Origin of the sequence: Streptomyces sp. NPDC051136, from assembly GCF_044455745.1 — a bacterium.
Lineage (GTDB): Bacteria > Actinomycetota > Actinomycetes > Streptomycetales > Streptomycetaceae > Streptomyces.
The window spans coordinates 42718-64215 of sequence record NZ_JBITFE010000017.1; the positions used below are offsets into that span (position 1 = coordinate 42718).

General features: G+C 70.1%; 18 protein-coding genes. 10 read left to right on the forward strand and 8 right to left on the reverse strand.

The features are described from left to right. Positions 1-260 precede the first annotated feature (260 nt). Entirely contained in the window at positions 261-2003 is a 1743-nt protein-coding gene (locus ACIBCJ_RS35095; protein ID WP_399284300.1) for an endo-1,4-beta-xylanase, read from the forward strand. A gap of 847 nt (positions 2004-2850) precedes the next feature. Here ACIBCJ_RS35095 and ACIBCJ_RS35100 read toward each other — a convergent pair. Then, a complete protein-coding gene (locus ACIBCJ_RS35100; RefSeq protein WP_365981052.1) occupies positions 2851-3315 on the reverse strand; it encodes an SRPBCC family protein in 465 nt (154 codons plus the stop codon). 55 nt (positions 3316-3370) lie between these two features. On the opposite strand from ACIBCJ_RS35100, the gene ACIBCJ_RS35105 reads away from it, so the two are divergent. Both ACIBCJ_RS35105 and ACIBCJ_RS35110 read left to right on the forward strand, forming a co-directional pair. Next, entirely contained in the window at positions 3371-3970 is a 600-nt protein-coding gene (locus ACIBCJ_RS35105; RefSeq protein WP_365981099.1) for a TetR/AcrR family transcriptional regulator, read from the forward strand. 432 nt (positions 3971-4402) lie between these two features. After that, positions 4403-5752 carry a beta-propeller fold lactonase family protein gene (locus tag ACIBCJ_RS35110; protein WP_365981053.1) on the forward strand — a complete coding sequence of 450 codons (1350 nt, stop codon included), beginning with the start codon at positions 4403-4405 and terminating at the stop codon, positions 5750-5752. Positions 5753-5782: 30 nt separating this feature from the next. Here the strand turns inward: ACIBCJ_RS35110 and ACIBCJ_RS35115 are convergent, their stop codons facing one another. After that, positions 5783-8332: an excinuclease ABC subunit UvrA gene (locus tag ACIBCJ_RS35115; RefSeq protein WP_365981054.1), complete on the reverse strand. Its 2550-nt coding sequence runs from the start codon at positions 8330-8332 to the stop codon at positions 5783-5785. Beyond that, entirely contained in the window at positions 8329-8862 is a 534-nt protein-coding gene (locus ACIBCJ_RS35120; RefSeq protein ID WP_365981055.1) for a pyridoxamine 5'-phosphate oxidase family protein, read from the reverse strand. Before ACIBCJ_RS35120 ends, ACIBCJ_RS35115 begins: the two co-directional genes overlap by 4 nt. Positions 8863-9124: 262 nt before the next feature. On the opposite strand from ACIBCJ_RS35120, the gene ACIBCJ_RS35125 reads away from it, so the two are divergent. Beyond that, the gene (locus ACIBCJ_RS35125; RefSeq protein WP_365981056.1) at positions 9125-9379 is read left to right on the forward strand and encodes a hypothetical protein; all 255 of its coding nucleotides are present in this window, start codon (positions 9125-9127) and stop codon (positions 9377-9379) included. A gap of 231 nt (positions 9380-9610) precedes the next feature. Here ACIBCJ_RS35125 and ACIBCJ_RS35130 read toward each other — a convergent pair whose 3' ends face one another. Next, positions 9611-12451 carry a BTAD domain-containing putative transcriptional regulator gene (locus tag ACIBCJ_RS35130; protein WP_365981057.1) on the reverse strand — a complete coding sequence of 947 codons (2841 nt, stop codon included), beginning with the start codon at positions 12449-12451 and terminating at the stop codon, positions 9611-9613. 327 nt (positions 12452-12778) lie between these two features. Here ACIBCJ_RS35130 and ACIBCJ_RS35135 point away from each other — a divergent pair, with 327 nt between their 5' ends. Then, the gene (locus ACIBCJ_RS35135) at positions 12779-13078 is read left to right on the forward strand and encodes a hypothetical protein (RefSeq protein ID WP_362513603.1); all 300 of its coding nucleotides are present in this window, start codon (positions 12779-12781) and stop codon (positions 13076-13078) included. A gap of 165 nt (positions 13079-13243) precedes the next feature. On the opposite strand, the gene ACIBCJ_RS35140 is transcribed toward ACIBCJ_RS35135, so the two are convergent. Next, the gene (locus tag ACIBCJ_RS35140) at positions 13244-14035 is read right to left on the reverse strand and encodes an alpha/beta hydrolase (protein ID WP_365981058.1); all 792 of its coding nucleotides are present in this window, start codon (positions 14033-14035) and stop codon (positions 13244-13246) included. Positions 14036-14071: 36 nt separating this feature from the next. Between ACIBCJ_RS35140 and ACIBCJ_RS35145 the strand changes: the two genes are divergently transcribed. Together ACIBCJ_RS35145 and ACIBCJ_RS35150 are read left to right on the forward strand one after the other, a co-directional pair. After that, positions 14072-14683, forward strand: coding sequence for a TetR/AcrR family transcriptional regulator (locus ACIBCJ_RS35145; RefSeq protein ID WP_365981059.1), 612 nt, complete (start codon positions 14072-14074; stop codon positions 14681-14683). Positions 14684-14959: 276 nt separating this feature from the next. Further along, positions 14960-15223 (forward strand): hypothetical protein, encoded by a 264-nt coding sequence (locus ACIBCJ_RS35150; RefSeq protein WP_362513612.1) that lies wholly within the window; start codon positions 14960-14962, stop codon positions 15221-15223. 134 nt (positions 15224-15357) lie between these two features. On the opposite strand, the gene ACIBCJ_RS35155 is transcribed toward ACIBCJ_RS35150, so the two are convergent. The 3 genes from ACIBCJ_RS35155 to ACIBCJ_RS35165 all read right to left on the reverse strand — a co-directional run bounded on the left by ACIBCJ_RS35155 (position 15358) and on the right by ACIBCJ_RS35165 (position 17281). Beyond that, a complete protein-coding gene (locus ACIBCJ_RS35155) occupies positions 15358-16209 on the reverse strand; it encodes a YihY/virulence factor BrkB family protein (RefSeq protein ID WP_399284327.1) in 852 nt (283 codons plus the stop codon). An 85-nt stretch (positions 16210-16294) separates the two neighbouring features. Continuing rightward, on the reverse strand, positions 16295-16519 hold the full coding sequence (locus tag ACIBCJ_RS35160) for a hypothetical protein (protein ID WP_365981061.1): 225 nt from the start codon (positions 16517-16519) through the stop codon (positions 16295-16297). Between the two features lie 228 nt (positions 16520-16747). Then, the gene (locus ACIBCJ_RS35165) at positions 16748-17281 is read right to left on the reverse strand and encodes a GNAT family N-acetyltransferase (RefSeq protein ID WP_365981062.1); all 534 of its coding nucleotides are present in this window, start codon (positions 17279-17281) and stop codon (positions 16748-16750) included. A 252-nt stretch (positions 17282-17533) separates the two neighbouring features. Between ACIBCJ_RS35165 and ACIBCJ_RS35170 the strand changes: the two genes are divergently transcribed. The 3 genes from ACIBCJ_RS35170 (at position 17534) to ACIBCJ_RS35180 (ending at position 21362) form a co-directional block, all read left to right on the forward strand. Next, complete coding sequence (locus ACIBCJ_RS35170; RefSeq protein ID WP_365981063.1) at positions 17534-18034, forward strand: GNAT family N-acetyltransferase; 501 nt, start codon at positions 17534-17536, stop codon at positions 18032-18034. 380 nt (positions 18035-18414) lie between these two features. After that, on the forward strand, positions 18415-19029 hold the full coding sequence (locus ACIBCJ_RS35175) for an SRPBCC family protein (protein WP_365981064.1): 615 nt from the start codon (positions 18415-18417) through the stop codon (positions 19027-19029). A 29-nt stretch (positions 19030-19058) separates the two neighbouring features. Further along, positions 19059-21362 carry an FdhF/YdeP family oxidoreductase gene (locus ACIBCJ_RS35180; RefSeq protein ID WP_365981065.1) on the forward strand — a complete coding sequence of 768 codons (2304 nt, stop codon included), beginning with the start codon at positions 19059-19061 and terminating at the stop codon, positions 21360-21362. Positions 21363-21498: the final 136 nt, after the last annotated feature.

A 21498-nucleotide genomic window follows, 5' to 3' on the forward strand; every position in this document is an offset into this window, starting at 1 on the left:
AGATCTTCCTGACGCTCGGAGGCTGGGAAGTGCGTTTCTCGGGCGCCCTGCACTCCTCGCGGCAGGGCGCGCGGCACAGTCGTCCTGTTCCTGCCGCGGTGACCGGCATCCTCGCCCCGTCCTGTCTGCCCTGAAACAGGTCAGGTCCAACTACTTCTTCCAGACCCGGCCCACCTCGTCACCCCCGTACCTCACGTGTGATGAACTGTGGCCCGGTTTCGAGACGTTGATCTCGTCTCGTACAAGAGAGCAGAGGGACCGTGGGCCTTGGTGGGGGGACGTGGCAGCGGCTGACCGCCCTGGTGCTCGTCGTGGCGGTGGCGGCCGGGTGTACGGGGAAGGGCGACGGCACGGACGGCGGAAAAGACGAAGACCTGCTGCGGAGTCACGACTGGACGCAGATGCCGGGCACCACCGTGCGGAACGACATCCTGCGGGTCAGCGCATTGGATCGGCACATCGTGGAGCAGGACTCCTCCGGCGGCCAGCCCAATCCCCCGGTGAACCTGGCCGGCCCGCATCTCAGGTCCGACGGCGACTTCACCGTCACCGCGCGCATGTCCGGTGTGGGTGATGATGACGGCGACTCATGGCTGCGGCTGTACGGACGTGTACCGGTCATCTACGACGAGTGGCGACAGGAGCGGCCCTCACTCCGCGTCGGTGTGACCGCTGACGGACAAGTGAAGGTACAGATCTGGGAGGGCGAAGGCGATGAACCAGCCACCTCCAAGAGTTTCGACTGTGGCTGCTCCGGGACGGTGACGCTCGCCGTGTCGAGCATCGGTGACACCTTCCGCGTGAAAGCCGACGGGCGGCGGCTGGGAACCGTGCAGGACCCGGAGGTGTTCGCCGAGGGCACGGTCTGGTTCGGCCTGGAGGCGGACGCGGGCGAAGACGAGCGCCGCGAGGGATGGCGTCTGACGCAGCTGATCGCGCGGGCAGAGAGCGGCGACTCGCTCCGTGTGATCGAGGCGCCGCAGCTACGCCAGGAGCAGTCCGACGACTCGCTGCGTGCGCGAGCCGCTGACGTGGGGCGGCCGTTCGACGTCGGCACCGCTCTGGCCGAGAACCCGCTGCTCACCGACTCACGCTACCGGGCGCTCGCGGGAAGTCAGTTCTCCATGCTCACTCCGGAGAACGCGTTCAAGCCACAGTTCCTCCACCCGCGCCGGGGCGTCTACGACTTCCGCGACGCGGACCTACTCGTACGCTTCGCCCGCGCGAACCACATGAAGGTGCACGCGCACACCCTCGTATGGCACGAGGCCCTACCTCACTGGATGCGGGAGGACGACGACCCCGAGGAGGTGCGCCGGACTATGCTCCAGCACATCGCCACGGTCGCCGGGCACTTCAAGGGAGAGGTCGCGGAATGGGATGTGGTCAACGAGCCCATGTCCGACGACCCGAAGAGCTACATCAACGGGGACCTCGGTCTGCGCTCCGAGCAGAGCCCGTGGTACGAGGCCATGGGCGAGGAGTACATCGACGAGGCGTTCAGGGCCGCCCACCGGGCCGATCCGAAGGCACGGCTGTTCCTCAACGAGTACGGGGTCGAGGAGGAAGGCGAGCGGTGGGACGCCCTTTACGATCTGGTCAAGCGGCTCAAGGAACGCGGCGTACCGATCGACGGCGTGGGTTTCCAGAACCATGAGTATGCGCCCGGCGACCGCATCGACCCGGAGACCTTCCGCAGCCATGTGCGGGACCTGGCGGAACTCGGGGTTCAGGCGCGGGTGTCGGAGATGGACGTCCCCATAGGTGAGGACGAGGAAGACGGGCAGCAGACCCAGGCTGATGAGATGGCGGGCAAGCTGCGGGTCTGCCTGGAGGAGCCGAACTGCACATCGTTCTCCACATGGGGATTCACCGACCGGTACGGTTCCACCGCCGAGACCAAGGTCTATCCTCCGCGCACGGCCGATTCCCTGCCGTGGGACGTGGCCCTGCGGCCGAAGCCGGCGTACGAGCGCTTACTCGAGGCCTTTGACGAGGCGTGAGGAATCAGGGCGCGATCTCTCGGTTCGGTGTCGATGGTAGCGAGAGTCAAAGAGCGTCTTGTTCCGTCCCGTCGTGTTCAAGAGCAGCCAGGGCGGTCAGGGTGCGCTGTCGTTCGTCGAGGCTGGCGCTGTGGCGGACCTGGGCGAGGATGCGAGATTTCCCGAGCGGTCCGCGCGAAGAGCCGACCCGTGCGACCTGCCGAACGGTCAGCCTTCGAAGCGGCAGCACATTCGCGACCGGATCGTTCCGCAACTCGGGTTGGCGCGTGCCGTGGTGCTGGGAGTGCACCCGGCCGGATCCGGGTGGCAGCCCCAGCGCACCGCGCGGCCCACGTCCCTACCGTGCTGCTCATGAGTACTCCCGATTCATCCACCACACGCCGCAGTGTGCTTGCGCTCGGCGCGGCCGCCGCTGCGACGCCCTGGCTGGGCACGAACGCGGCTTCGGCTTCCGCTCCGTCACCGCCCGACACCGCCTGCGTGAGGCACGGCGCCTCGACGCCCTGTGGGGGACTCGCGGGCCACTGCACGACATACTCGTATTGGTGGAGGACCTGGTGGAAACCGCGGACCGCATGTACACCACGGCTGGTTCGCTCGCATTGGTGGGAGACGTCTGCGCGCAGGTTCTGCCGAACTCGTCCTGCCCCTGGCGGCTCCGGACTTCGGCGTACTGGTGGGGTGTTTCCCTCGGGACGAGGAGGCCGGTATGTGCACGGCCTGCGCCAAGAGCAGGCGTGAGCACTTGGTCGGGACGCAGCGTCGGCTGGAGGAGGCCTTGGCCGAGGGCAGGGCCCCCGGTGGGAGTCGGGCCTGCGCCGGGGCAAAGGGGCGGCGCCTGCCGCCGTCAGGATTCGGTGGTGGACACGTGGCAGGCCAACTCGGTGGCCAGGCGTCGCATGACGATGCGGTTGGCGTGCCGCATCGTGGCCCGTACGACGGGGGCCAGCAGCCGGTCGGCGAGCGGGGCGCGTACCCACGTGTACGTGAACGAGACGCGGGCCCCGCCGGTGGGGAGCGGTTCGATGGTGTAGGTGCCGCGGCCCTGCCGCCGGCCGGCCGCGCTGACGTTGCGTTCGACGATGCGCCGAGGGGCCTCGGCCTCGACGACATCGATGGTGACGTCGGTCTTCGTGCCGCCCAGCGCGGCGGTGACGGTGGCGCACGATCCGATGCCTCTGGCGGGGCCGGTGCAGCGCCAGTTGGTCAGGTAGTGGTCGGTGAACCGCTCGTGGTTCGCCATGACGTCGAGGAAACCGTAGACCTGCTCGGGAGTCTGAGGTACGTCGATCGACACGATGACAGACTTCATGTACCACACGGTACATGCACCATGTACCGATTGGTACAGTCGTGATGTGGTGACCATGGACGACTCGCATCCCGAGGGCGAGGCCGAGCAAGGCGCGCACGGGGCTCGGCGCGCACAACTGGTGGACGCGGCTGTCGACCACGTCGCGGAACACGGCATCGCGGACCTGAGCCTGCGCAGGCTGGGCGCCGCGATCGGCGTCAGCCACCGCATGCTGATCCACTACTTCGGCTCCAGGGAACAGCTGCTGGTTGAGATCGTCCGGACGTCGGAGCGACGCCAGCGCGACGTGCTGTCCCGGCTCCGCCTGGAGCCCGGCCTCTCGCCCGCCGATGCCGCCCGGCTGCTGTGGCGGCAGCTCACAGCTCCTCAGCTGGGCGGCCAGCAGCGGCTCTTCTTCGAAATCTGCGGACACGCGCTGCGCGGCCGCCCCGAGGCCGCTCCGGTCCTCGAAGGGCTGGTGACGGACTGGCTGGAGCCGCTCGTGGCGGCCGAGGTCGGAGCGGGGGCGGACCCTGCCCTGGCCCGCAGCCGGGCCAGGCTCGGACTCGCCACCGTCCGCGGCCTGCTGCTGGATCTGCTCGCCACCGGTGACCGCGCCGGCGTCGACGCGGCGATGGAGGAGTTCCTCCGGCTGTACTACGGCCCGGAGTGAGGAGTCACCGATTATGCCTAGCGACCGGCCCAGACGTCGTACCTCCGGCCAGCGACGCGGCGGGGACGGCCGCGGTGATGGGGAGTACTGCCCACGGGCCGGCTACTGCGACAGGGCCACACTGGTCGCCGACGGCCCGGACGCCTGCCCGGTGTCCCGAAGTCCCCAGCGTGCCCGCCTGCGAGGTCATTAGGGAGGCTCCCAACAGCAACCATTCCCCTCAACTCGCCGCGAGAGCCCACGATCGGCGAAGGACGGCAGGTGGTCAGGGGGCCGGTGGTGGTGGGACCGTGTGACGGTGCCGCCGCCGGTTCCCGGGGCCCTCCGGTTCCCGCGGTCGTGGTGCGGGACACAGGGGAAGGGATGTTGTCGATGTTCCTCACGTTACGGAACCGTTCGCCACGCAAGGTCGGAGCCGGTCGCCGTTTCGGCTTGCTGGCGAGCCTGGTGCTGGCGACCACCGCCATGTCCGCTGTGCCCACCACCGACGCCGCGGCCGCTGCTCCCGGTGGGCCCGCACTCTACGTCGTCAACAGCGGTGACGGCAGCGTCTCGTCGGTCGACAGCAGCAGCAACACCACCACATCCAGCATCGAGGTGGGCTCCGTCCCCTACGGTGTGGCCGTCAACGCGTCCGGCAGCCTCGCGTACGTCACGAACACGGACAACGGCACGGTCTCCGTGATCGACACGGCCACCTCGGAAGTGACCGCCACCATCCAGGTCGGGCAGACGCCCTACGCGGTGGCCGTCGCTCCGGACGACGCCCGGATCTACGTCACGCACCCCGGCGACGGCACCGTCTCCGTGATCAGCGCCGCCACCCGCACCGTCACGGACACCATCACGGTCGGCGGGCGGCCCGTCGCCCTGGCGGTGAACCCGTCGGGTTCGCAGGTCTACGTCACCGACGACAGCGACGGCAACGCCGTCCGCGTGATCAGTACCGCGACCGACACCGTCACCTCCGTACCGCTGCCCGCCCACTCGTACGGGGTCGCCTTCAACGCCTCCGGCACCCTCGCCTACGTCACACTCGTCAACGGCGGATCCCTCGCGGTGATCAACACCGCGACGGGCACGATGACGTCGACCGTCCCCGTCGGAGTCGCCCCGCACGCGGTGACCTCCTCCCCGGACGGGAGACTCATCTACGTCACCAACAACGGCAGCAACACCGTCTCGGTGATCAACGCCGTGACCGGCACCGTCACCGCCACCGTCCCGGCCGGCGGCGCACCGGAGGCCGTGGCCTTCGATCCGGCCGGGAGCCGCGCCTACGTCGCCAACGCGAACGGCAACACGGTGACAGTGATCGACACCGCCACCAGCGCCGCCACCGCCACGTTCGCCGTCGGCAGCCGGCCGACCGGGATCGCCTTCGTCCCCACTCCCACAGCAGACCTGAGTGTGACTTTGGTGGCCAAGGAGGCCCCCGGCCTGCTCAACGGACACATCGACTACACCGTCACGCTCAGCAACCACGGTCCCTCGGAGTTGAGTTCCGCCACCGTCACCGCGGCCCTCCCCGCACCGATGACCGCCACCAGCAGCTCCTGCACCACCACGAGCGGCCGCGTCGTCTGCACCGTAGGAGCTCTCTCGTCCGGTGCTGTCACGACCCGAACCTTCCGGGTTCCCGTCGGCACACTCACCCTGGGGCTGCCCTACACCGTCAGAGTGACACGCACTGCCGGCAACCCGGTCGACCCGCAGCCCGCGAACGACACGGCCACCCGCACGTGCACCGTGGTGACCTCGCTGATCATCACCTGCCGTTGACGACACCCGGTCGAGTTGGCACGCCGTACGTCAGCGCCGTGTGTCCTTCGAGGCGTCCAGGAGTGGCCGGCCGGCCGCGTAGCGGCGGAGGTATCCGGCGGTGGGAGTGTCCGCGCCAGCGACGCTGTCGGGGGTGCCCTGCGCGACCACGGTGCCTCCGTCGGCGCCGGCTCCCGGTCCGAGGTCGATCACCCAGTCCGCGGAGGCGGCGACGGGGATGTCGTGTTCGGCCACGACGACGGTGTTGCCGGAGTCGAGCAGCATGTCGAGCGCGTCGACGACCCGCTGGACGTCGGACGGGTGCAGGCCCGAGACGGGTTCGTCGAGGATGACGAGGCCGGCCTTGCGGCTCGCCGCACCGCGCTGGATCGCGGACGCGAGTCTGAGGCGCTGGGCCTCGCCGCCGGACAGCTCGGTGGCGCTCTGCCCGAGTCGGAGGTAGCCGAGCCCGACCCGGTCGAGCGCAGTGAGGGTCTCCGCGAGCTGCCGGGGTTCGGTGAAGACCTCCCCGGCCTCGGCGACGGTCAGGTCCAGCACCTGGTCGACGGTCAGCCCCCGGTAGGTGACCTCCAGGACCTCGGGCCCGTAGCGCCGTCCGTCGCACGTGTCGCACACCACCCACATGTCGGGGAGGAAGTGCATGTCGACGAGCCTGCGGCCGTGGCCGGCGCAGGTCTCGCAGCGGCCGCCGTCAGCGGTGTTGAAGCTGAACCAGGAGGCGTCGACGCCGCGCGCGCGTGCCGCGTCGGTGGCGGCGAACAGTTTGCGGACGAGGTCGAACGCCTTGCTGTACGTGGCCGGGTTGGACCGCGGCGTGCGCCCGAGGGGTTCCTGGTCGACCACGGCGACCCAGCCGAATCCGTCGAGTCCGGTCACCTCGCGCACGGTGTCGGCGGCTGTGCCTTTGAGGGCGGCCGCCGCGCCCGCGGCGAGTGCGCCCAGGACGCTGCTCTTGCCGCTGCCGCTGACCCCGGTCAGGCAGGTGAGCCGCCGGGCAGGGAGACGCAGCAGCTCCGCGGCCGTGTTGTGCGCGCGCAGGCCGTGCAGTTCCACCCAGTCGGCGTCATCGCGGACCGGGCGGGGGGTACGGCGCAGCCGCGGCCCGTTGCCGGCCAGGTAGCGGCCAGTGGGCGAGGCGAGGTCGGCGGCCAGTGCGGGCGGTCCGGAGACCAAGACCTCGCCGCCGAGGCGGCCCGCGCCGGGTCCCATGTCGACGATCCAGTCGGCGCGCGCGATCAGCTCGGGATCGTGTTCGACGAGGAGAACGGTGTTGCCGGCTTCGCGCAACTCCAGGGCGATGTCGAGGAGGTGCTCCTTGTCCGCCGGGTGCAGCCCGGCGCCGGGTTCGTCCAGGACGAAGATGACGTCGCTCAGCTCGGTGCCGAGCTGAGCGACGAGCCGGGTGCGCTGCAACTCGCCGCCGGACAGTGTGGCGGCGCTGCGGGACAGCTGCAGGTGGGCCAGGCCGAGCCGGTCCAGGAGGCGGAGCCGGCGTCCGAGGTCCTGCAGCAGGGGATCGCCCACGGTGTGCTGCCGGGTGTCGAGGGCGTCGGCGACATGCCCGGCCCAGCGGCGGACCTCGCGTACGTGCACGTCCAGCAACTCGGGGTAGGTCAGGCCACCGAGACGTACGGACCGGGCGACCCGATCGAATCCGCTGCCGTGGCAGGTGTCGCAGGGCTGCTTGCGCATGTACGGGAGGTAGCGCTGCTTGGCGTCGGCCGTCCGGGCGTTGACGAACACCCGTTCCACCTCGGCGAGCGCGCCGCGCAACGGTTGGCTGGAGGTGTAGGTCATACGAGCCGTCTCGTTCCTGTTCGGGATGTCAACGGTGGCCTCGACTGCCTCCTCGCCGGTGCCGTACAGGACCTCGTGCTGGAACGCCGCGGGCAGTGACTGCCAGGTGCGGCGCAGGTCCACGCCGCGCTTGGCGGCGAGCGCGGGGACGAACACGTGCTCTCCTGAGCGCCATTTGGCGTACCAGGGGGAGGCACCTTCGAAGAGCGGGAGGTCCGGGCGGGTGATGACGAGGTCTTCCTGGGCCTTCCAGTGTCCGCCGGCCCCATGGCAGTCAGGGCAGCTGCCTTCGGGAGTGTGACGGTCGAAGTGCGCAGTGGTCAGGGCGCCGACGTCCGCGGCCGGGTCCGTGTCCGTGTCCTGGCCGATCCGCGGAAGGCGCGAGTAGAGCAGTCCGAGGTGTCCGTCGATCCCGGTGATCGTGGCGACCGTGGAGCGGGGGTTGCGGTTCAGGCGGCGCTGGTCGACCGCGAGCGTGGCGCCGAGGCCGATGATGCGGTCGACCTTGGGGCGGTTGCGCTGGGTGATGTACTGGCGTACGAACGGCGAAAGGCCCTCCAAGTACCGCAGCTGCGCCTCGCTGTGCAGGGTGTCGATGGCGAGCGAGGTTTTGCCGCTGCCGCTGACGCCGGTGAAGGCGACGAGCCGGCCTTTGGGGATGCTGACGGACACGTCGCGCAGGTTGTTGGTGCGGGCGCCCACGACGTCGATGGTGTTGCGCGTCTTGCCGGCTCCGGCAGCGTGTGGGGCCGGCAGGCACGGGTCCGGTACGAGCGAGGTCACGCGCCGCCCCCCTTCGCGCCGAGCTTGGCGAGGTCGGGGGCGAACACGGCCATCCACTGCGGGTGAAGCCGGTAGAAGACCACGTCGTTGTCCCAGTCGAAGGCGTCGTCGCCGTAGAAGTCCCGGAAGTACGCGAGCAGGTCCGGCCAGTCGGCGGCCGGCTCGCCGGGGTGGGGGTTGAGGACCTCTGCGGTGCCGTGCGTGAACACGCCCAGGTCCTCCCCGCGCATGTGCGCGGCGCTGACGGCGGGCCGGGCAGCGAGGTGCCGGGCTTTGGCGGCGCCGCGCGCAGTACCGAAGTGCCACTTTCCGTTCAGGAAGTGCCCGTCCACGCCGCTGATCCGCGGCTCGCCCTTCGCCGTCACGGTGGACAGCGCAAGCGTGCACATGCCGGTGAGCACACGGGTGAGCTGTTCGGCCGTGAGTGTGCGCTCACTGCTGATGATCGACCGCAGGTGCGCCGTGGACCGGGAGAGCGAGGCGTCGAGGAGGGCTTGGAGCCGGTGGAGATCGTCGGGTGTTTCGCGCATGAGGGTCCTTGTCTGTCCGTCGTCCCGGCCCGCGCCACCACGGCATCGACCGGCGCCCCCACTGTGTCCACAAAACCCGACATCTTCTGTCGGATTTTGCGGCGTCCTCTGCACCATGCCGATGGGCGCGCAGGCGTACAAGCGACGACCGGCTGCGGACCCTGCGTACCGCGCTCCAGCCGAGGCCGCCGAGCCGCCGACCGTCCGTCCCCGGTGCCGGGTGACGGGCCAGCGCTGGCGGTCCTACTGCGACCACGTCCGGGTGACCTCTGCCTCCGGCCTGGACATCGACCACATGGTGCCCCTCGCCGAGGTCCGGAACGGCGGCGCCTCCGCCTGGACCGCCCAGCGGCGCGAGACGCACGCCAACGACCAGGGCGCGCAGACCTCACTGGCAGCGGTCACGGCGCACTCGAACCGGTCCAAGGCCGACTACGGCCCGGCCCGGTGGATGCCACCGGCCGCCGAAGCGCACTGCCGGTACAGCGCCGAATGGATCGGCACGAAGCTGCGCTAACACCTGACGGCAGACGAGACCGAGGCGGCAGCGCTGCGAGCGGCGGCGGGCAGTTGCCCGGGCCAGCAGGTGAGCTGGGGACTCGCCGCCTAACCCCTCCCCCGCCACAGGCATACGGGGAGGCGGACGCGGGACCGGTCGCCGGGCAGACGGCCGGCGGCCGGCGGCCGGTGAAGCAGTCCGTTCGACGGCAGCCGCCACGTGGTCCGTCACCATGGCCACGGGCCCGCTTCATCCACGCAAGTAGGCGTTCGACGCCCCAGGTAGCCGGGCTGCCGTGTGGGTGTGGTGGTGCATCCTGGCAGCGTCGGCATCCAGTCCTCGCTCGGTGTAGATCGCGGCGGCCTCTTGCCAGCAGTCGATGGCCTCGTTCACGCGTCCGAGATGGGCCAACGAGGTGGCCAGCACGGCGAGGGGCACGGCAAGGGTTTCGTCCTGGCTGCCGAGGGACGTTCGCCCGAGTGCGATGGCGCGCCGGCAGTGGACGATCGCCGTGCCGTGGTCGCCGATCCCCTGCCAGCCTCTGGCGATGTCCGCGAGCGCGCATGCCTCGCCGTCCGTGTCGCCGAGTTGTCGGCGCAACGCCGCGCTGCGTATGCCGTGGTCGATGGCCTGCCGGTGGTTGCCGAGATCGGCGTGGAGGGCAGCGGTGTTGCCTTCCGCCACGGCTTCCCAGCGTCCGGTGTCGAATCCTCGGCTGAGAGCCCGCACTTCGTCGAAATGGTGCAGTGCCTCGGAGAATCGGGTCTGCCGCCGCAGCAACCTGCCGAGTTCGGTGCGGGCGGCGATCTGGATATGGGTGTTGCCGACGTCCCGTGCGAGTGCGCAGGCGCGGGTGAGGTCTGGTTGGGCGTCGGGGTGGTGCAGGTGGGCCAGCGCTTCTCCTCGAGCAAGCAGCACGTTGGCTTCGTGCTCGGTCCAGCCGGACCTCTTTGCAGCGCGCAGGGCGGCGGTGGCCGTGTCGATGCGTTCCTCCCAGCCGCCCATGAGGACCAGGAACCCGAGCGCGTCGATGAGGTACAGGGCGTGGCGGTCCATGGAGTGATCGACGGCGTGGTACAGGGCTGCAGTCAGGTTGGCCCGTTCCGCGGTGAACCAGGTCCAGGCGTGCGTGCGGTCGGGCATGGCCTGAGGATGGGCAGGCTGGGCGGGATCCGTCACCACGCGCGTGCAGGTGGGGTACAGGCGGCTGTCGGCAACGTGAGCCGTGTGGCTGTACCAGGTGAGCATCGCTTCGAGGGCGTCGCGGCGCTCGTCCTCGGTCTCGTGTTCCTCGGCCAACTCCTTCGCGTAGGCACGCAGGAGGTCGTGGAAGCGGTACCGGTCGTACGTGACCGGTTCGATGAGGTGCGCGTCGCCCAGCGCCTTGAGCAGGTGCCGTGCCTCGCGTGGTGTCAGGTGCGCGAGGGCCGCCGCGGCGGGCGTGGAGATGTCCGGGCCGGGGTGCAGGCCGAGACGCCGGAAGAGAGATCCCTGCGCTGCGGTCAACTGCTCGTAGGACCAGTCGAGCACCTTACGAACCGCAGCGTAGGGATCCTTGCCCCAGCTCAGTGCGTCGAGTCTGGAATCCTCGGAGGCGAGTTCGGCAACGATGTCGGCGACGGCGGCGTGCCCGTGAGCGGCCGCGCGCCCGGCGGCGATCCGCAGTGCCAGCGGCAGACGCGCGCACAGGCGAACGAGGTTCTCCACCGCAGCTGGTTCTGCCTGGGCTCGGCTGGGGCCGATGATGCCGACGACCAGGCTCAGGGCCTCGGCCGGCGGAAGCACGTCGAGCGTGAGCCGGTGCGCGGCTTCGGTGACCACTAGACCGGTCAGGCTGTCGCGGCTGGTCACCAGCACCATGCAGCCGGGTGTTCCGGGCAGGAGAGGGCGGACTTGCTCCGCGCTGTTGGCGTTGTCCGCCACGATCAGCATGCGTCGTCCCGCCACAAGAGTACGGAAGAGTCCGGAGCGCGCTCCTGTCCCGGCGGGTACCGCCGCGGGGTGAATGCCGAGTGCGACGAGGAAGTCGTGGAGCACCTCCTCCGGGAGCGCGGGCTTCCCGGGACCGTAGCCGCGCAGATTGGCGTGGAGCGTGCCATCGGGGAAGCGACCTTGCACGCGGTGGGCCCAGTGCACCGCGAGCGTCGTCTTGCCCACGCCGCCTGATCCGTCGAGTGCGGTGATCACCACGGCCTGCCCGCCGGTCGGCGGCAACAGGGCGTCCAGCTCGGCCAGGTGATCGAGACGGCCGGTGAAGTCGCGGATCGACGGGGGAAGATGCCTCGGTACCGGCGGAGCGATGTTCCGGGGCCGCCTCGGGCTGGGCACCGCGTCGGAGGTCCGGCCACGGGATCGGGGCTCACCTCGCAGGATCTGCTCATGCAGCCGCTGTACGTCGGATCCGGGGCCGACTCCGAGTTCTTCGACAAGCCGGGTGCTGAGACGGTGGAACACCTGCAGCGCGTCCGCACGTCGGCCACAGCGGTCCAACGCCGTCATCAGCTGCGCGTGCAGCCCCTCGCGCAGTGGATGGTCGTGCACGAGACCGACGAGATCCTCGACGACTTCCTGATGCTCACCGAGTTCCAGCCTCCACCGGACAGACAACTCCAACGCGCTGAGCCGCTGCTCGTCCAGCCGTGCTGCCGCCCTGTTCAACGATGCCGTGCCCAGTCCGTCCAGCGCGGGTCCACGCCAGAGGCTCAAGGCCGTCCGGACCGTCCCGACCGCCAGCTCCATCCTTCCCTCAGCGGCGTGACGGCGGCTGCCGGCGACCCCGGAGGCGAACCGAAGCCAGTCGAGCTCCTGTTCACCGATACGGATCAGGTAGCCGGGCGCCTCCGTACGGATGAGTCGCTGCTCAGTGTCACCCAACCGTTCACGCAGTGCAGAGACGGAGTTCCGCAGCTGCTTGACAGCCGTACCAGACGGCTCGTCCTCCCACGTCATCTCCACAAGCCTGGACAGCGGCACCACCGAGTTCGGTGTCAGCAACAAGGCGGCCAGCACTCGCTGCCGACGCGCTCCGGGCACCGGCATTCGCTGTCGTCCAGTCCACACCTCGAGCGCGCCGAGTACGCGAAAGTCCATCCTCCGAACGTCCCTCTTCACTGAGAGCAATCCGATCGGAGCATAGCGTGCACGGAGAGGCCCTCCCAATGCCGATGGTGACGCGGTGATGACGCCATGAGGACGGTGTACGAGACGGTGATCGAAGTTGCCGCCCGTCCCCGCGAGCCGGGCCGGGGCAACAGGCCGAGGGCGTTTCCGAGCACGATCAACGCAGAGGACGAGACGATGAGAGAACGCAGGAACACGACAGAGCCGCATCAGGACCAGGCCACGCGGACGAGGTTCACGCGGTGGCGCTTCGCCACGACCGCAGCAGCGCTAGCCGCGACCAGTGTCTGCGGCCTGGTGACCGCAGCGCCGGCGAGCGCCGCGGTGAAGCAGACATGCGGCACCTACATCTGCGTGGCCACCGCCTACCAGGGCACCCGCTACGTCCAGGACATCACCGTCTTCACCAGGGACGGGCTGCCGGGGACGCTGCGGGCCTTCGCGGCCGACTACCGGAATTCCAGGGCCAACGACGACCGCCACGTGTTCACCGTCAACCGGGAACTGGGCCAGCCCGGAAGCGGCCGATTGGCTGTCTGCGGAGGGCTGGACCGTAGCGGCCGAGTGATCGAGAACCACTGCGTCCTGATCCCCTGAGCCAAGAAGTGCCTGCGTGCCGTGGGTGGACGACCCGCCCACGGCTGCTCGTCCACGCCTAGCGGACGGACCCGGCCTCTTACTCCGGCCCGTGCCGTCCAGGGCGCCCATGTGGCTGGCTTCGGGCCCCGTCCTCAGCACAACCAGAGGCCCTCCCCCGCGGCCTCACCCTGCCAGCCTGTCGATCAGGCGGGCGAGCTGCGCGGGCGCCTCCAGGTGTACGAGGTGGCCCTGGCCGGGCAACTCGTTGACCGTGGCGGCGGGGACACGCCGGCGGATGTCGTCGAAGGCGGTCCCATAAGGAGCGATGCCCCGGTTCGTACCGCCGACGATCAGATCGACGTGGTCCGCCCGCCGGGCGAGGGTGGCCGGCAGCGGTTCGTTCACGGCCAGCGTCTCGTCGTACAGCGGTGCGCTCAGACGACGGAGAGCCTCCCACACCTCTCGGTCCGCCCGCAGGGCCTCTATTCGCGCGGGATCCAGGCCCGTGATCTTCCGGTTCACGATGTCGACGGTCGTGTCCCAGTCCTCGTTCTCCCGAGCCGCCTTCAGGTCGGGCAGGGCGTGCTGTCCGAAAGGGCGCATCACGGGCTCGTAGGCGATCAGCCTGCGCAGGGGGCGCTCGTCGGCGGCGAGCAGCGCGATCAGACCTCCGTAGCTCCAGCCGAAGACCGCGGACGGGTCGCCGAAGACGTCGAGGACGGCTTCCAGGTCCTCGACTTCGGTGCGGAGCGAGTAGGTGTCGGTCAGCGGCCCCGAGGGGGCGCGACCCCGGCGGTTGACGACCATGACGGAGGGCCAGGCACTGACGGCCGAGGCGACGTGGCGCCACGCGTACGCGTCGCTCATCACACCCGGGAGGACTACGAGACCCGGCGCGCCGGGGTCGCCGTACACGTCGACGACGACCCAACTGCCGTCACCGACCGACACTCTTTTCTGAATCGTTTGCTCCATAAACTGATTATGGAGCAAACGCTCTACAATGCAAGCGTGGAACAACGACAGCGGGGGCGCCCCCGAGCCTTCGACCGGGATCACGTGATCCTCGAATCCGCCCGTCTGTTCTGGCGGAGCGGCTACTCGGGCACCTCGACGCGCGCCCTGAGCGCCGCTCTCGGACTGTCGACATCGAGCCTCTACGCCGCGTTCGGCAGCAAGGCCGGGCTGTTCGAGGAGGCCGTGCGGACGTACGCCGAGCGCTACCGGGAGATCTACGCGCGGGCCGTCGAGGAAGGGGACGTCCACGCCGTGGTCGAGCACGTCCTCGTCGAGTCGGTCGACGAGTTCAGCCGACCGAGCGACACCCACCCGGGCTGCCTCCTCAGCAGCGCCGTGATGACGGACAGTACGAGCACACTCGACGCGAGCGCCTACTTCGCCGAACTCCAGAGCTCGAACGAACGGACCCTGCGGGAGCGTATCGACCGTGCGATTCGGGAGGGCGACCTGCTCACGGACACTGACCCGGCGGCCCTCACCGGGCTCGTCCAGTCCGTATGGCACGGACTGTCGGTACGCGCCCGGCTCGGCGCGTCCCGTGAGGACCTACTCGCGACGGTACGGCTCGTTCAGGGCCTGATCCGCGAGCAGCTCACCCCGTAAGGGTTCTACGACGCTCGGCGGAAGGCGCGGCACCCTAGGGACCGGGTCTGTGAGCGCCGTCCACCAGCCGGTACCACGCTCACCGCGCCGAGCCGGGCACGCTCGCCGCTCGCCGCCTGGAGCAGCGCCCGCGGTGCGGCGGGCGGCGTTCTGTGTGCGGCAGTCTCGCAGCGGCGACGTGGAAGCGCCTTACAGATGCGGCCTCGCCGAAACGCGGTGATGGTGGAAAGGCTGCGGCAAGGCGACACCGACACAACACGATGGGCGGATGCATCGATGGACAAGACCGAACTCCTCGAGTTGACGGCACGCCGTGTCGCCCTGGCCTCGGGCGGGGGACGCCTGGGCGCCGAGGACGTCACGCACGTCTTCGACGCCCTCTTCGGCACCGTCGAACATCCAGGGACGATCGCCGAAGCGCTGAAGGCCAAGGGGACGGTCACCCTGGGCAGCTTCGGCAGCCTGGCGCAGGAGGACGGCACGGCCTCCTTCCGGCCGGGCAAGGCCCTGAGCGAGTATCTGCGGGGCGAGGTCGCATGAACGCCCTGCTCATCGCCGCGCCCTGCGGAATCCTCCCGAGCGGTTCATGCCGCGCCTGAGGATCCACATCACTGGCCCGGCAGAGCCCGCCGCCGTCCGGGGCCCCTGACAGGACGAGGGGTCGTGCTGACCGGCTACGGTTCCTTGGCCAGCTCGGCGGCGAACTGCGCCCCGCTCAACAGCGCGAGATTGGACAGCCACAGCCAGACCAGGAACACGATCACACCGGCGACGGGGCCGTACAACTCGCTGTACGTCCCGATCACGTCGGTGTAGAGCGTGAACCCGGCCGTCGCGGCCAGCCAGAGCAGCGCGGCGAGCACGCCGCCCGGCAGGCTGTGGCGCCTACGCCGGGCCGGTCCCGGACCTGTCCGGAAGACCACCCACACGAGTGCCGCCACCAGGGCGAGCAACACCGGCCACCGCAGCACCTTCCAGGTGGCGGACACCCCCTCGTCCAGGTGGAGGACCCGACCGATGCCCTCGACGACCGGCCCGCTGAGCACGAGCACGAGCGCGGTGAGCACGAGCAGGCCCAGCAGGGCCAGTGCGGTCAGCACGATGTGGTGGGCCCGCGCGTACACGGAGTGGCTGTCCGGGGTGCGGTGCATGCGGTGCAGCGAGCGGCGGAACACCGCCAGGTAGCTGCACGCCGGCCATACCGCGCTGGCGGCACCGGCGCCGATCAGCGACCAGGCTGTGGAGTTCTCCGTCAGCATGCGGGTGAGGACGTCGTGGAGCTGGTTCCCGGACTGGCCGGGCGCGTACGCCGTCACGTGCTCGATCAGGGAGCGGGCGGTCTGCGGGCTGATGAGACCGAAGGCGACGACGGTCACGAGCAGGGCCGGCAGGACGGCGAGGATGGAGTAGTAGGTCAGGGCCGCCGCGTCGTCAGTCACGTCGTCGTTCCACAGCGACAGGGGGGTGCGGCGCAGCGCGGGCCACCAGGTGCTGGGGGTCCGGGTCGCGCGCGGTACTCCGAGCAGCTTAGAGAGGCGGGGGTGTCCGAGGTGCCGTCGGTGTGTCGGTACGCGGGCCGGGCCCGGTGGCGCGCTCACCTTCGCGCGGGCGTCAGCGGGCCGAGGACGGGGCGTGGCGTCCTGCGCGGCGGCGACGCCGCGCCGACGCGACGGCGGTCGACCGGCGCATCTCCGCCTCGGCGTCCTCGGCGCTCCCCTCGACGACGGCGCCGCGGTAGGCGGAGGCGAGGAACAGGTTCTGCCACTGCGGCGCGGACGCCGCGCCCGACGGCGCCACGTCCTCGCCCGCGGGCCGTCCCATCAGACCGTCACGCATACGAACACCCTCACTCCGACGACATCGACCCGCGCCCCGTGCCTGGTGATTGCAGCGGGCCGGACTGCATGGCAGTCCTGACCTCGCATGTCCCTCGGTTCCGAGTCCAAACAGGCGATGCCGCTTCGGTGCGGCTCGCCCGTCCAGCCGTCAGGGGTGTTGCCTCCGGTCACCGATGCCCGTCCGACCGGCCCCGGCCCCGGCGCCGGCCCCGGACACACACCGTCGCTATTCCTGGTACTGCGTCAAGTCGATGCCGAACACGGTCAAGTCGTGGCCGTGAACGGGGTGCAGGGCGGTGCCCTCCGCCTGCATGCCGAGCTTGTCGGCCACACCCGCGGAAGCGCTGTCACCCGTTCGCAGAACGGCGATCACCCGGTCGAGACCACGATCCTGCAAGGCGAACTCCAAGGCGGCGTGCGCCGCCTCGGAAGCGTATCCCTGGCCCCAGAACGCCCGGCCTAGCCGCCAGCTGATCGCCACCTGACCGGCTGCCTCGTCCGGTGCGCCGGCGACGGACAGGCCTACGGCACCCGCCAGTTCGCCAGATCCCAGGAGCTCGACCGCGAAGATCCCGAAGCCCTCGTCGTCCCACTCCTCCTCCCACGCCTCGATGTCCTCGGCGGTCTGCTCCATCGAGCGCGGCGTGCCGTCGCCGATGCTCCGCATCACCACCGGGTCGGCGTGGATCTCGGACAAGGGGACGAGGTCGTCATCCAGCCAACGGCGCAGGACAAGACGAGGAGTGCGGATCTCGGTCATGCCCCCATCCTGCCGATGCGGCGCCTGGAGCGCGAACCACGACGGAGCACCGAGGACACCGAGGTCATCGCCGCGAAACGTCGGACGGTTAGCGAGCGTCGCCTTCCGCTCACGAAGAGGCTCCCGTCGCCACCGTGCCGGGTCGCTCTCGCGGCTCCCTGCCGGCCGGCGGCCGGCACTTCTCATGCGCTGCGACTCCTGGGATGCGGAGCGCGGAGACCCGGTCTCTCCCCGACGCGTAGGATGCGTGGTGTGCATTCGAGTCATCCGTCCGCGCGTGGCGAGATCCTCGTACGCCGGGCCGTCGCCCGGGACGCCAAGCGGCTCACACGGCTCGTGCGTGGCTCCCGTGCCTACGAGGGCCGGTACGCGTCGATGGTCTCGGGCTACCGCGTCGGTCCCGACTACATCGAGAGTCATCGCGTCTTCGTGGCCGTCGACGCCGATGCCGATGATGCCCCGGGTCGGGTGCTCGGTTTCTACTCCCTGGTCCTCGCGCCGCCGGAGCTGGATCTGCTCTTCGTCCAGAACGGGGCGCAGGGACGCGGTATCGGGCGGCTTCTTGTCGAGCACATGACGGCTGAGGCGCGCGCGGCGGGGCTGAGGCGTGTCCGGGTCGTGTCGCATCCTCCGGCCGAGGGCTTCTACCGCAGTGTCGGTGCGCTGCGTACCGGAACCACCGCAGCGAACCCGCCTGCCGTGGCCTGGGAACGGCCCGAGATGGAATTCTTGATCCCTCCACTGCCGGCTTGATCCTTCTGTCGCAGTCGACCCACCCTCTCGCGTCAGCGGCACGATCCCGCGGCGTCGGCATCGGCATCGGCATGCGCGGTGGCTTGCACGAGGTGGCGACTGTGGGTGTCGGCCAGCAAACGGGTGATTACCGGCTGTCCGATTCCGGCGTGGTCCGCGCCCGACGGAAATGTGGCTCGTAGGGCAGGCAAGGTGGCTGTCGTCGGGGGCTGAGGACAGAGGGGTCCCCGATGCGACAGGTGGAGGCTTGCCGACACGGAGGACGGACGGCACCGGGACGACTCGAATCGCGCGATGTGGGCACCGGGAGAGGAGCCACGCCGCACGAGGGGAGGCCGGGTACCCGGTCGCCCGGCTCCCGCGCCCAAGGAGAGACCACGATGGCGCTCGATGACGACGCCCAGCACGCCGTGCCGAACACGCCGGGGACGCGCGAGGACGGCGTCACCCGCCGACGTCCGCTGCCGCATCGGCATGTCGAGGAGACGGTCGAGATCGCGGTGCCCGTGCCGACGGCGTACAACCAGTGGACGCAGTTCAAGGCCTTCCCGCGCTTCTCGCACCTGGTGCAGGGCGTCGAGCAGATCAGGCCCACGGTGACCGTCTGGACCATCGGGCACGGGCCACTGCGCCACCGTTTCCCGGTCGAGATCGTCGAGCAGGACCCCGATGCCTACCTGGCCTGGCGCGGTCTGGAGCAGAACCCCTCGCACCAGGGTGAGGTCGAGTTCAGGTCTACGGGGTCCGGCGGCACGGCGGTCACCGTTGGCATACTCCTGGAACCGCGGGGAGCCGCGCGAATCCTCACCGGTTCTTCCCGCGCCGCCCGGCTGACCGCCCGACTGGTACGCGGCGAACTCACGCACTTCAAGCACTTCATCGAGGGACTGGGGCACGAGGGCGGGGCCTGGCGGGGCACCATCCGCAACGGCCGCGTCCAGCACGATCAGCCGGAACCGCCCAGGAGCCGGGTGGCCCACTGGCCCGTCGGCTGACCGCGTACCGGACGAAGAAAGGCGAACCGATGCAGAACCCGCCCGGCGAGGAGCCGGAAACCAGCCTCTCCGTGACACCGCCGAAGAAGTGGGCGGCCGGAGTCCCGGCGGTCGTGCACGCACTGGAGTACTCCCTCAAGCAGACCTCCCCGAGCAGGACCGGCGTGGACCTGCTGGCCATGAACCAGGTGGGCGGGATCGACTGTCCCGGCTGCGCGTGGGCGGACCCGGCCCCGGGCCGGCGGCATCGCAACGAGTACTGCGAGAACGGTGCCAAACACATCAACGACGAGGCCACCACGCGCCGGGTCACCGCCGACTTCTTCCGCGAGCACAGCGTCGCCGACCTCGCCACCCGCTCGGACATGTGGCTCAACCAGCAGGGACGGCTCACCGAGCCGATGATCAAGCGGCCCGGTGGTGAGCACTACGAGCCCATCAGCTGGGACGACGCCGTGGCCGTCCTGGCGCGCGAACTCCGGTCGCTGGCCTCCCCCGACGAGGCCGTCTTCTACACCTCCGGCCGCGCCAGCAACGAGGCGGCCTTCATCCTGCAGCTCTTCGCCCGCGCCTTCGGCACCAACAACCTGCCCGACTGCAGCAACATGTGTCACGAGTCCAGCGGCTTCGCCCTGAGCGAGACCCTGGGCACCGGCAAGGGCACCGTCAGCCTCGACGATCTCCACCACGCCGACCTGATCTTCCTGGTCGGGCAGAACCCGGGAACCAACCACCCGCGCCAGCTCACCGCCCTGGAGGAGGCGAAGCGCAACGGGGGCCGGATCGTGGCGGTGAACCCCTTGCCGGAGGCCGGGCTGCGGCGCTTCAAGAACCCGCAGAAGCCGCACGGGCTCGTCGGACGCGGCACCCAGATCGCCGACCGCTTCCTGCACATCAAGCCCGGCGGCGACCTCGCCCTTTTCCAGGCCCTTAACCGCTTGCTGCTCGAGGCCGAGGACGCCCGCCCCGGCACCGTCCTGGACCACGCCTTCATCGACGCCCACACCACGGGCTTCGAGGAGTTCGCCGAGCACGCCCGCAGCGTCGACTGGGACGACGTGCGCGCGGCGACCGGGCTGACCCGCGAGGAGATCGAGAAGGTTCGCGACGAGGTTCTGCGCAGCGAGCGTGTCATCGTCTGCTGGGCCATGGGCATCACCCAGCACAAGCACGGTGTGCCGACCATCCGGGAAATCGTCAACTTCCTGATGCTGCGCGGCAACCTGGGGCGCGCCGGTACCGGCGCCTGCCCGGTGCGCGGCCACAGCAACGTCCAGGGCGACCGCACCATGGGCATCTGGGAACAGATGCCGGACACCTTCCTCGACGCCCTGCAGAAGGAGTTCGGCTTCGACCCACCGCGCCCGCACGGCTTCGACTCGGTGGACTCGATCAAGGCGATGCGCGAGGGCCGTGTCAAGGTCTTCCTGGCCCTGGCCGGCAATTTCGTCCGCGCCGCTCCGGACAGCGAGGTCACCGAGGAGGCGATGCGCTCGTGCCGGCTGACCGCGCACATCTCCACCAAGCTCAACCGCTCGCACGCCGTCTGCGGCGACACCGCACTGATCCTGCCCACCCTGGGGCGCACCGAGCGTGACGTCCAGGCGGACGGCGAGCAGTTCGTCACCGTCGAGAACTCCATGAGCGAGGTGCACACGTCCCAGGGGCGCCTCGAACCGGCCTCCCCGCTGCTGCTCAGCGAGGTCGCCATCCTGTGCCGGCTCGCCCGCCGCACCCTGGACGGCAAGCCGGACATCCCCTGGGAGAAGTTCGAGGGCGACTACGGCACCATCCGCGACCGCATCTCCCGCATCGTGCCGGGCTTCCACGACTTCAACGCACGGGTGACCCGCCCGGGAGGCTTCCAGCTGCCCAACCCGGTCAACGAGGGCGTGTTCCCGAACAAGGTCGGCAAGGCACTGTTCACCCGCAACGACCCGGTGGTCCCCCAGGCACCCGCGGGGCACCTGCTGCTGCAGACACTGCGCTCCCACGACCAGTGGAACACCGTCCCCTACAGCAACAACGACCGTTACCGCGGCATCCACGGCAGCCGACACGTCGTGCTCGTCAACCCGGCCGACCTCAGTGAACTCGGCCTCGCGCAGGGCGATCGCGTCGACCTCGTGAGCGTCTGGGCGGACGGTACCGAACGTCGGGCCCGGAACTTCGAGGTCGTGTCCTACCCGGCCGCCAAGGGCTCGGCCGCCGCCTACTACCCCGAGACGAACGTCCTGGTCCCGCTGGACAGCGTCGCCGACATCAGCAACCAGCCCACGTCGAAGGGGATCGTCGTCCGCCTGGAGCGCACCCTCGTCCGGACACCCGTCTGAACGACGACACGATGCCGACGAGACCCGCGACGGTCCACCCGCGGGGGGGGGGGGGGGGGGGGGGGGGGGGGGGGGCGGGGGGGGGGGGGGGCGGGGGGGGGGGGGGGGGGGGGGGGGGGGGGGGGGGGGGGGTACG

What these genes read in the sequence shown, in the direction of transcription:
- ACIBCJ_RS35100 (WP_365981052.1), bottom strand. Translation starts at nt 3,315, where the DNA reads ATGAAGTCTGTCATCGTGTCGATCGACGTACCTCAGACTCCCGAGCAG.
- ACIBCJ_RS35105 (WP_365981099.1), top strand. Translation starts at nt 3,371, where the DNA reads ATGGACGACTCGCATCCCGAGGGCGAGGCCGAGCAAGGCGCGCACGGG.
- ACIBCJ_RS35120 (WP_365981055.1), bottom strand. Translation starts at nt 8,862, where the DNA reads ATGCGCGAAACACCCGACGATCTCCACCGGCTCCAAGCCCTCCTCGAC.
- ACIBCJ_RS35130 (WP_365981057.1), bottom strand. Translation starts at nt 12,451, where the DNA reads ATGGACTTTCGCGTACTCGGCGCGCTCGAGGTGTGGACTGGACGACAG.
- ACIBCJ_RS35140 (WP_365981058.1), bottom strand. Translation starts at nt 14,035, where the DNA reads ATGGAGCAAACGATTCAGAAAAGAGTGTCGGTCGGTGACGGCAGTTGG.
- ACIBCJ_RS35150 (WP_362513612.1), top strand. Translation starts at nt 14,960, where the DNA reads ATGGACAAGACCGAACTCCTCGAGTTGACGGCACGCCGTGTCGCCCTG.
- ACIBCJ_RS35160 (WP_365981061.1), bottom strand. Translation starts at nt 16,519, where the DNA reads ATGCGTGACGGTCTGATGGGACGGCCCGCGGGCGAGGACGTGGCGCCG.
- ACIBCJ_RS35165 (WP_365981062.1), bottom strand. Translation starts at nt 17,281, where the DNA reads ATGACCGAGATCCGCACTCCTCGTCTTGTCCTGCGCCGTTGGCTGGAT.
- ACIBCJ_RS35175 (WP_365981064.1), top strand. Translation starts at nt 18,415, where the DNA reads ATGGCGCTCGATGACGACGCCCAGCACGCCGTGCCGAACACGCCGGGG.
- ACIBCJ_RS35180 (WP_365981065.1), top strand. Translation starts at nt 19,059, where the DNA reads ATGCAGAACCCGCCCGGCGAGGAGCCGGAAACCAGCCTCTCCGTGACA.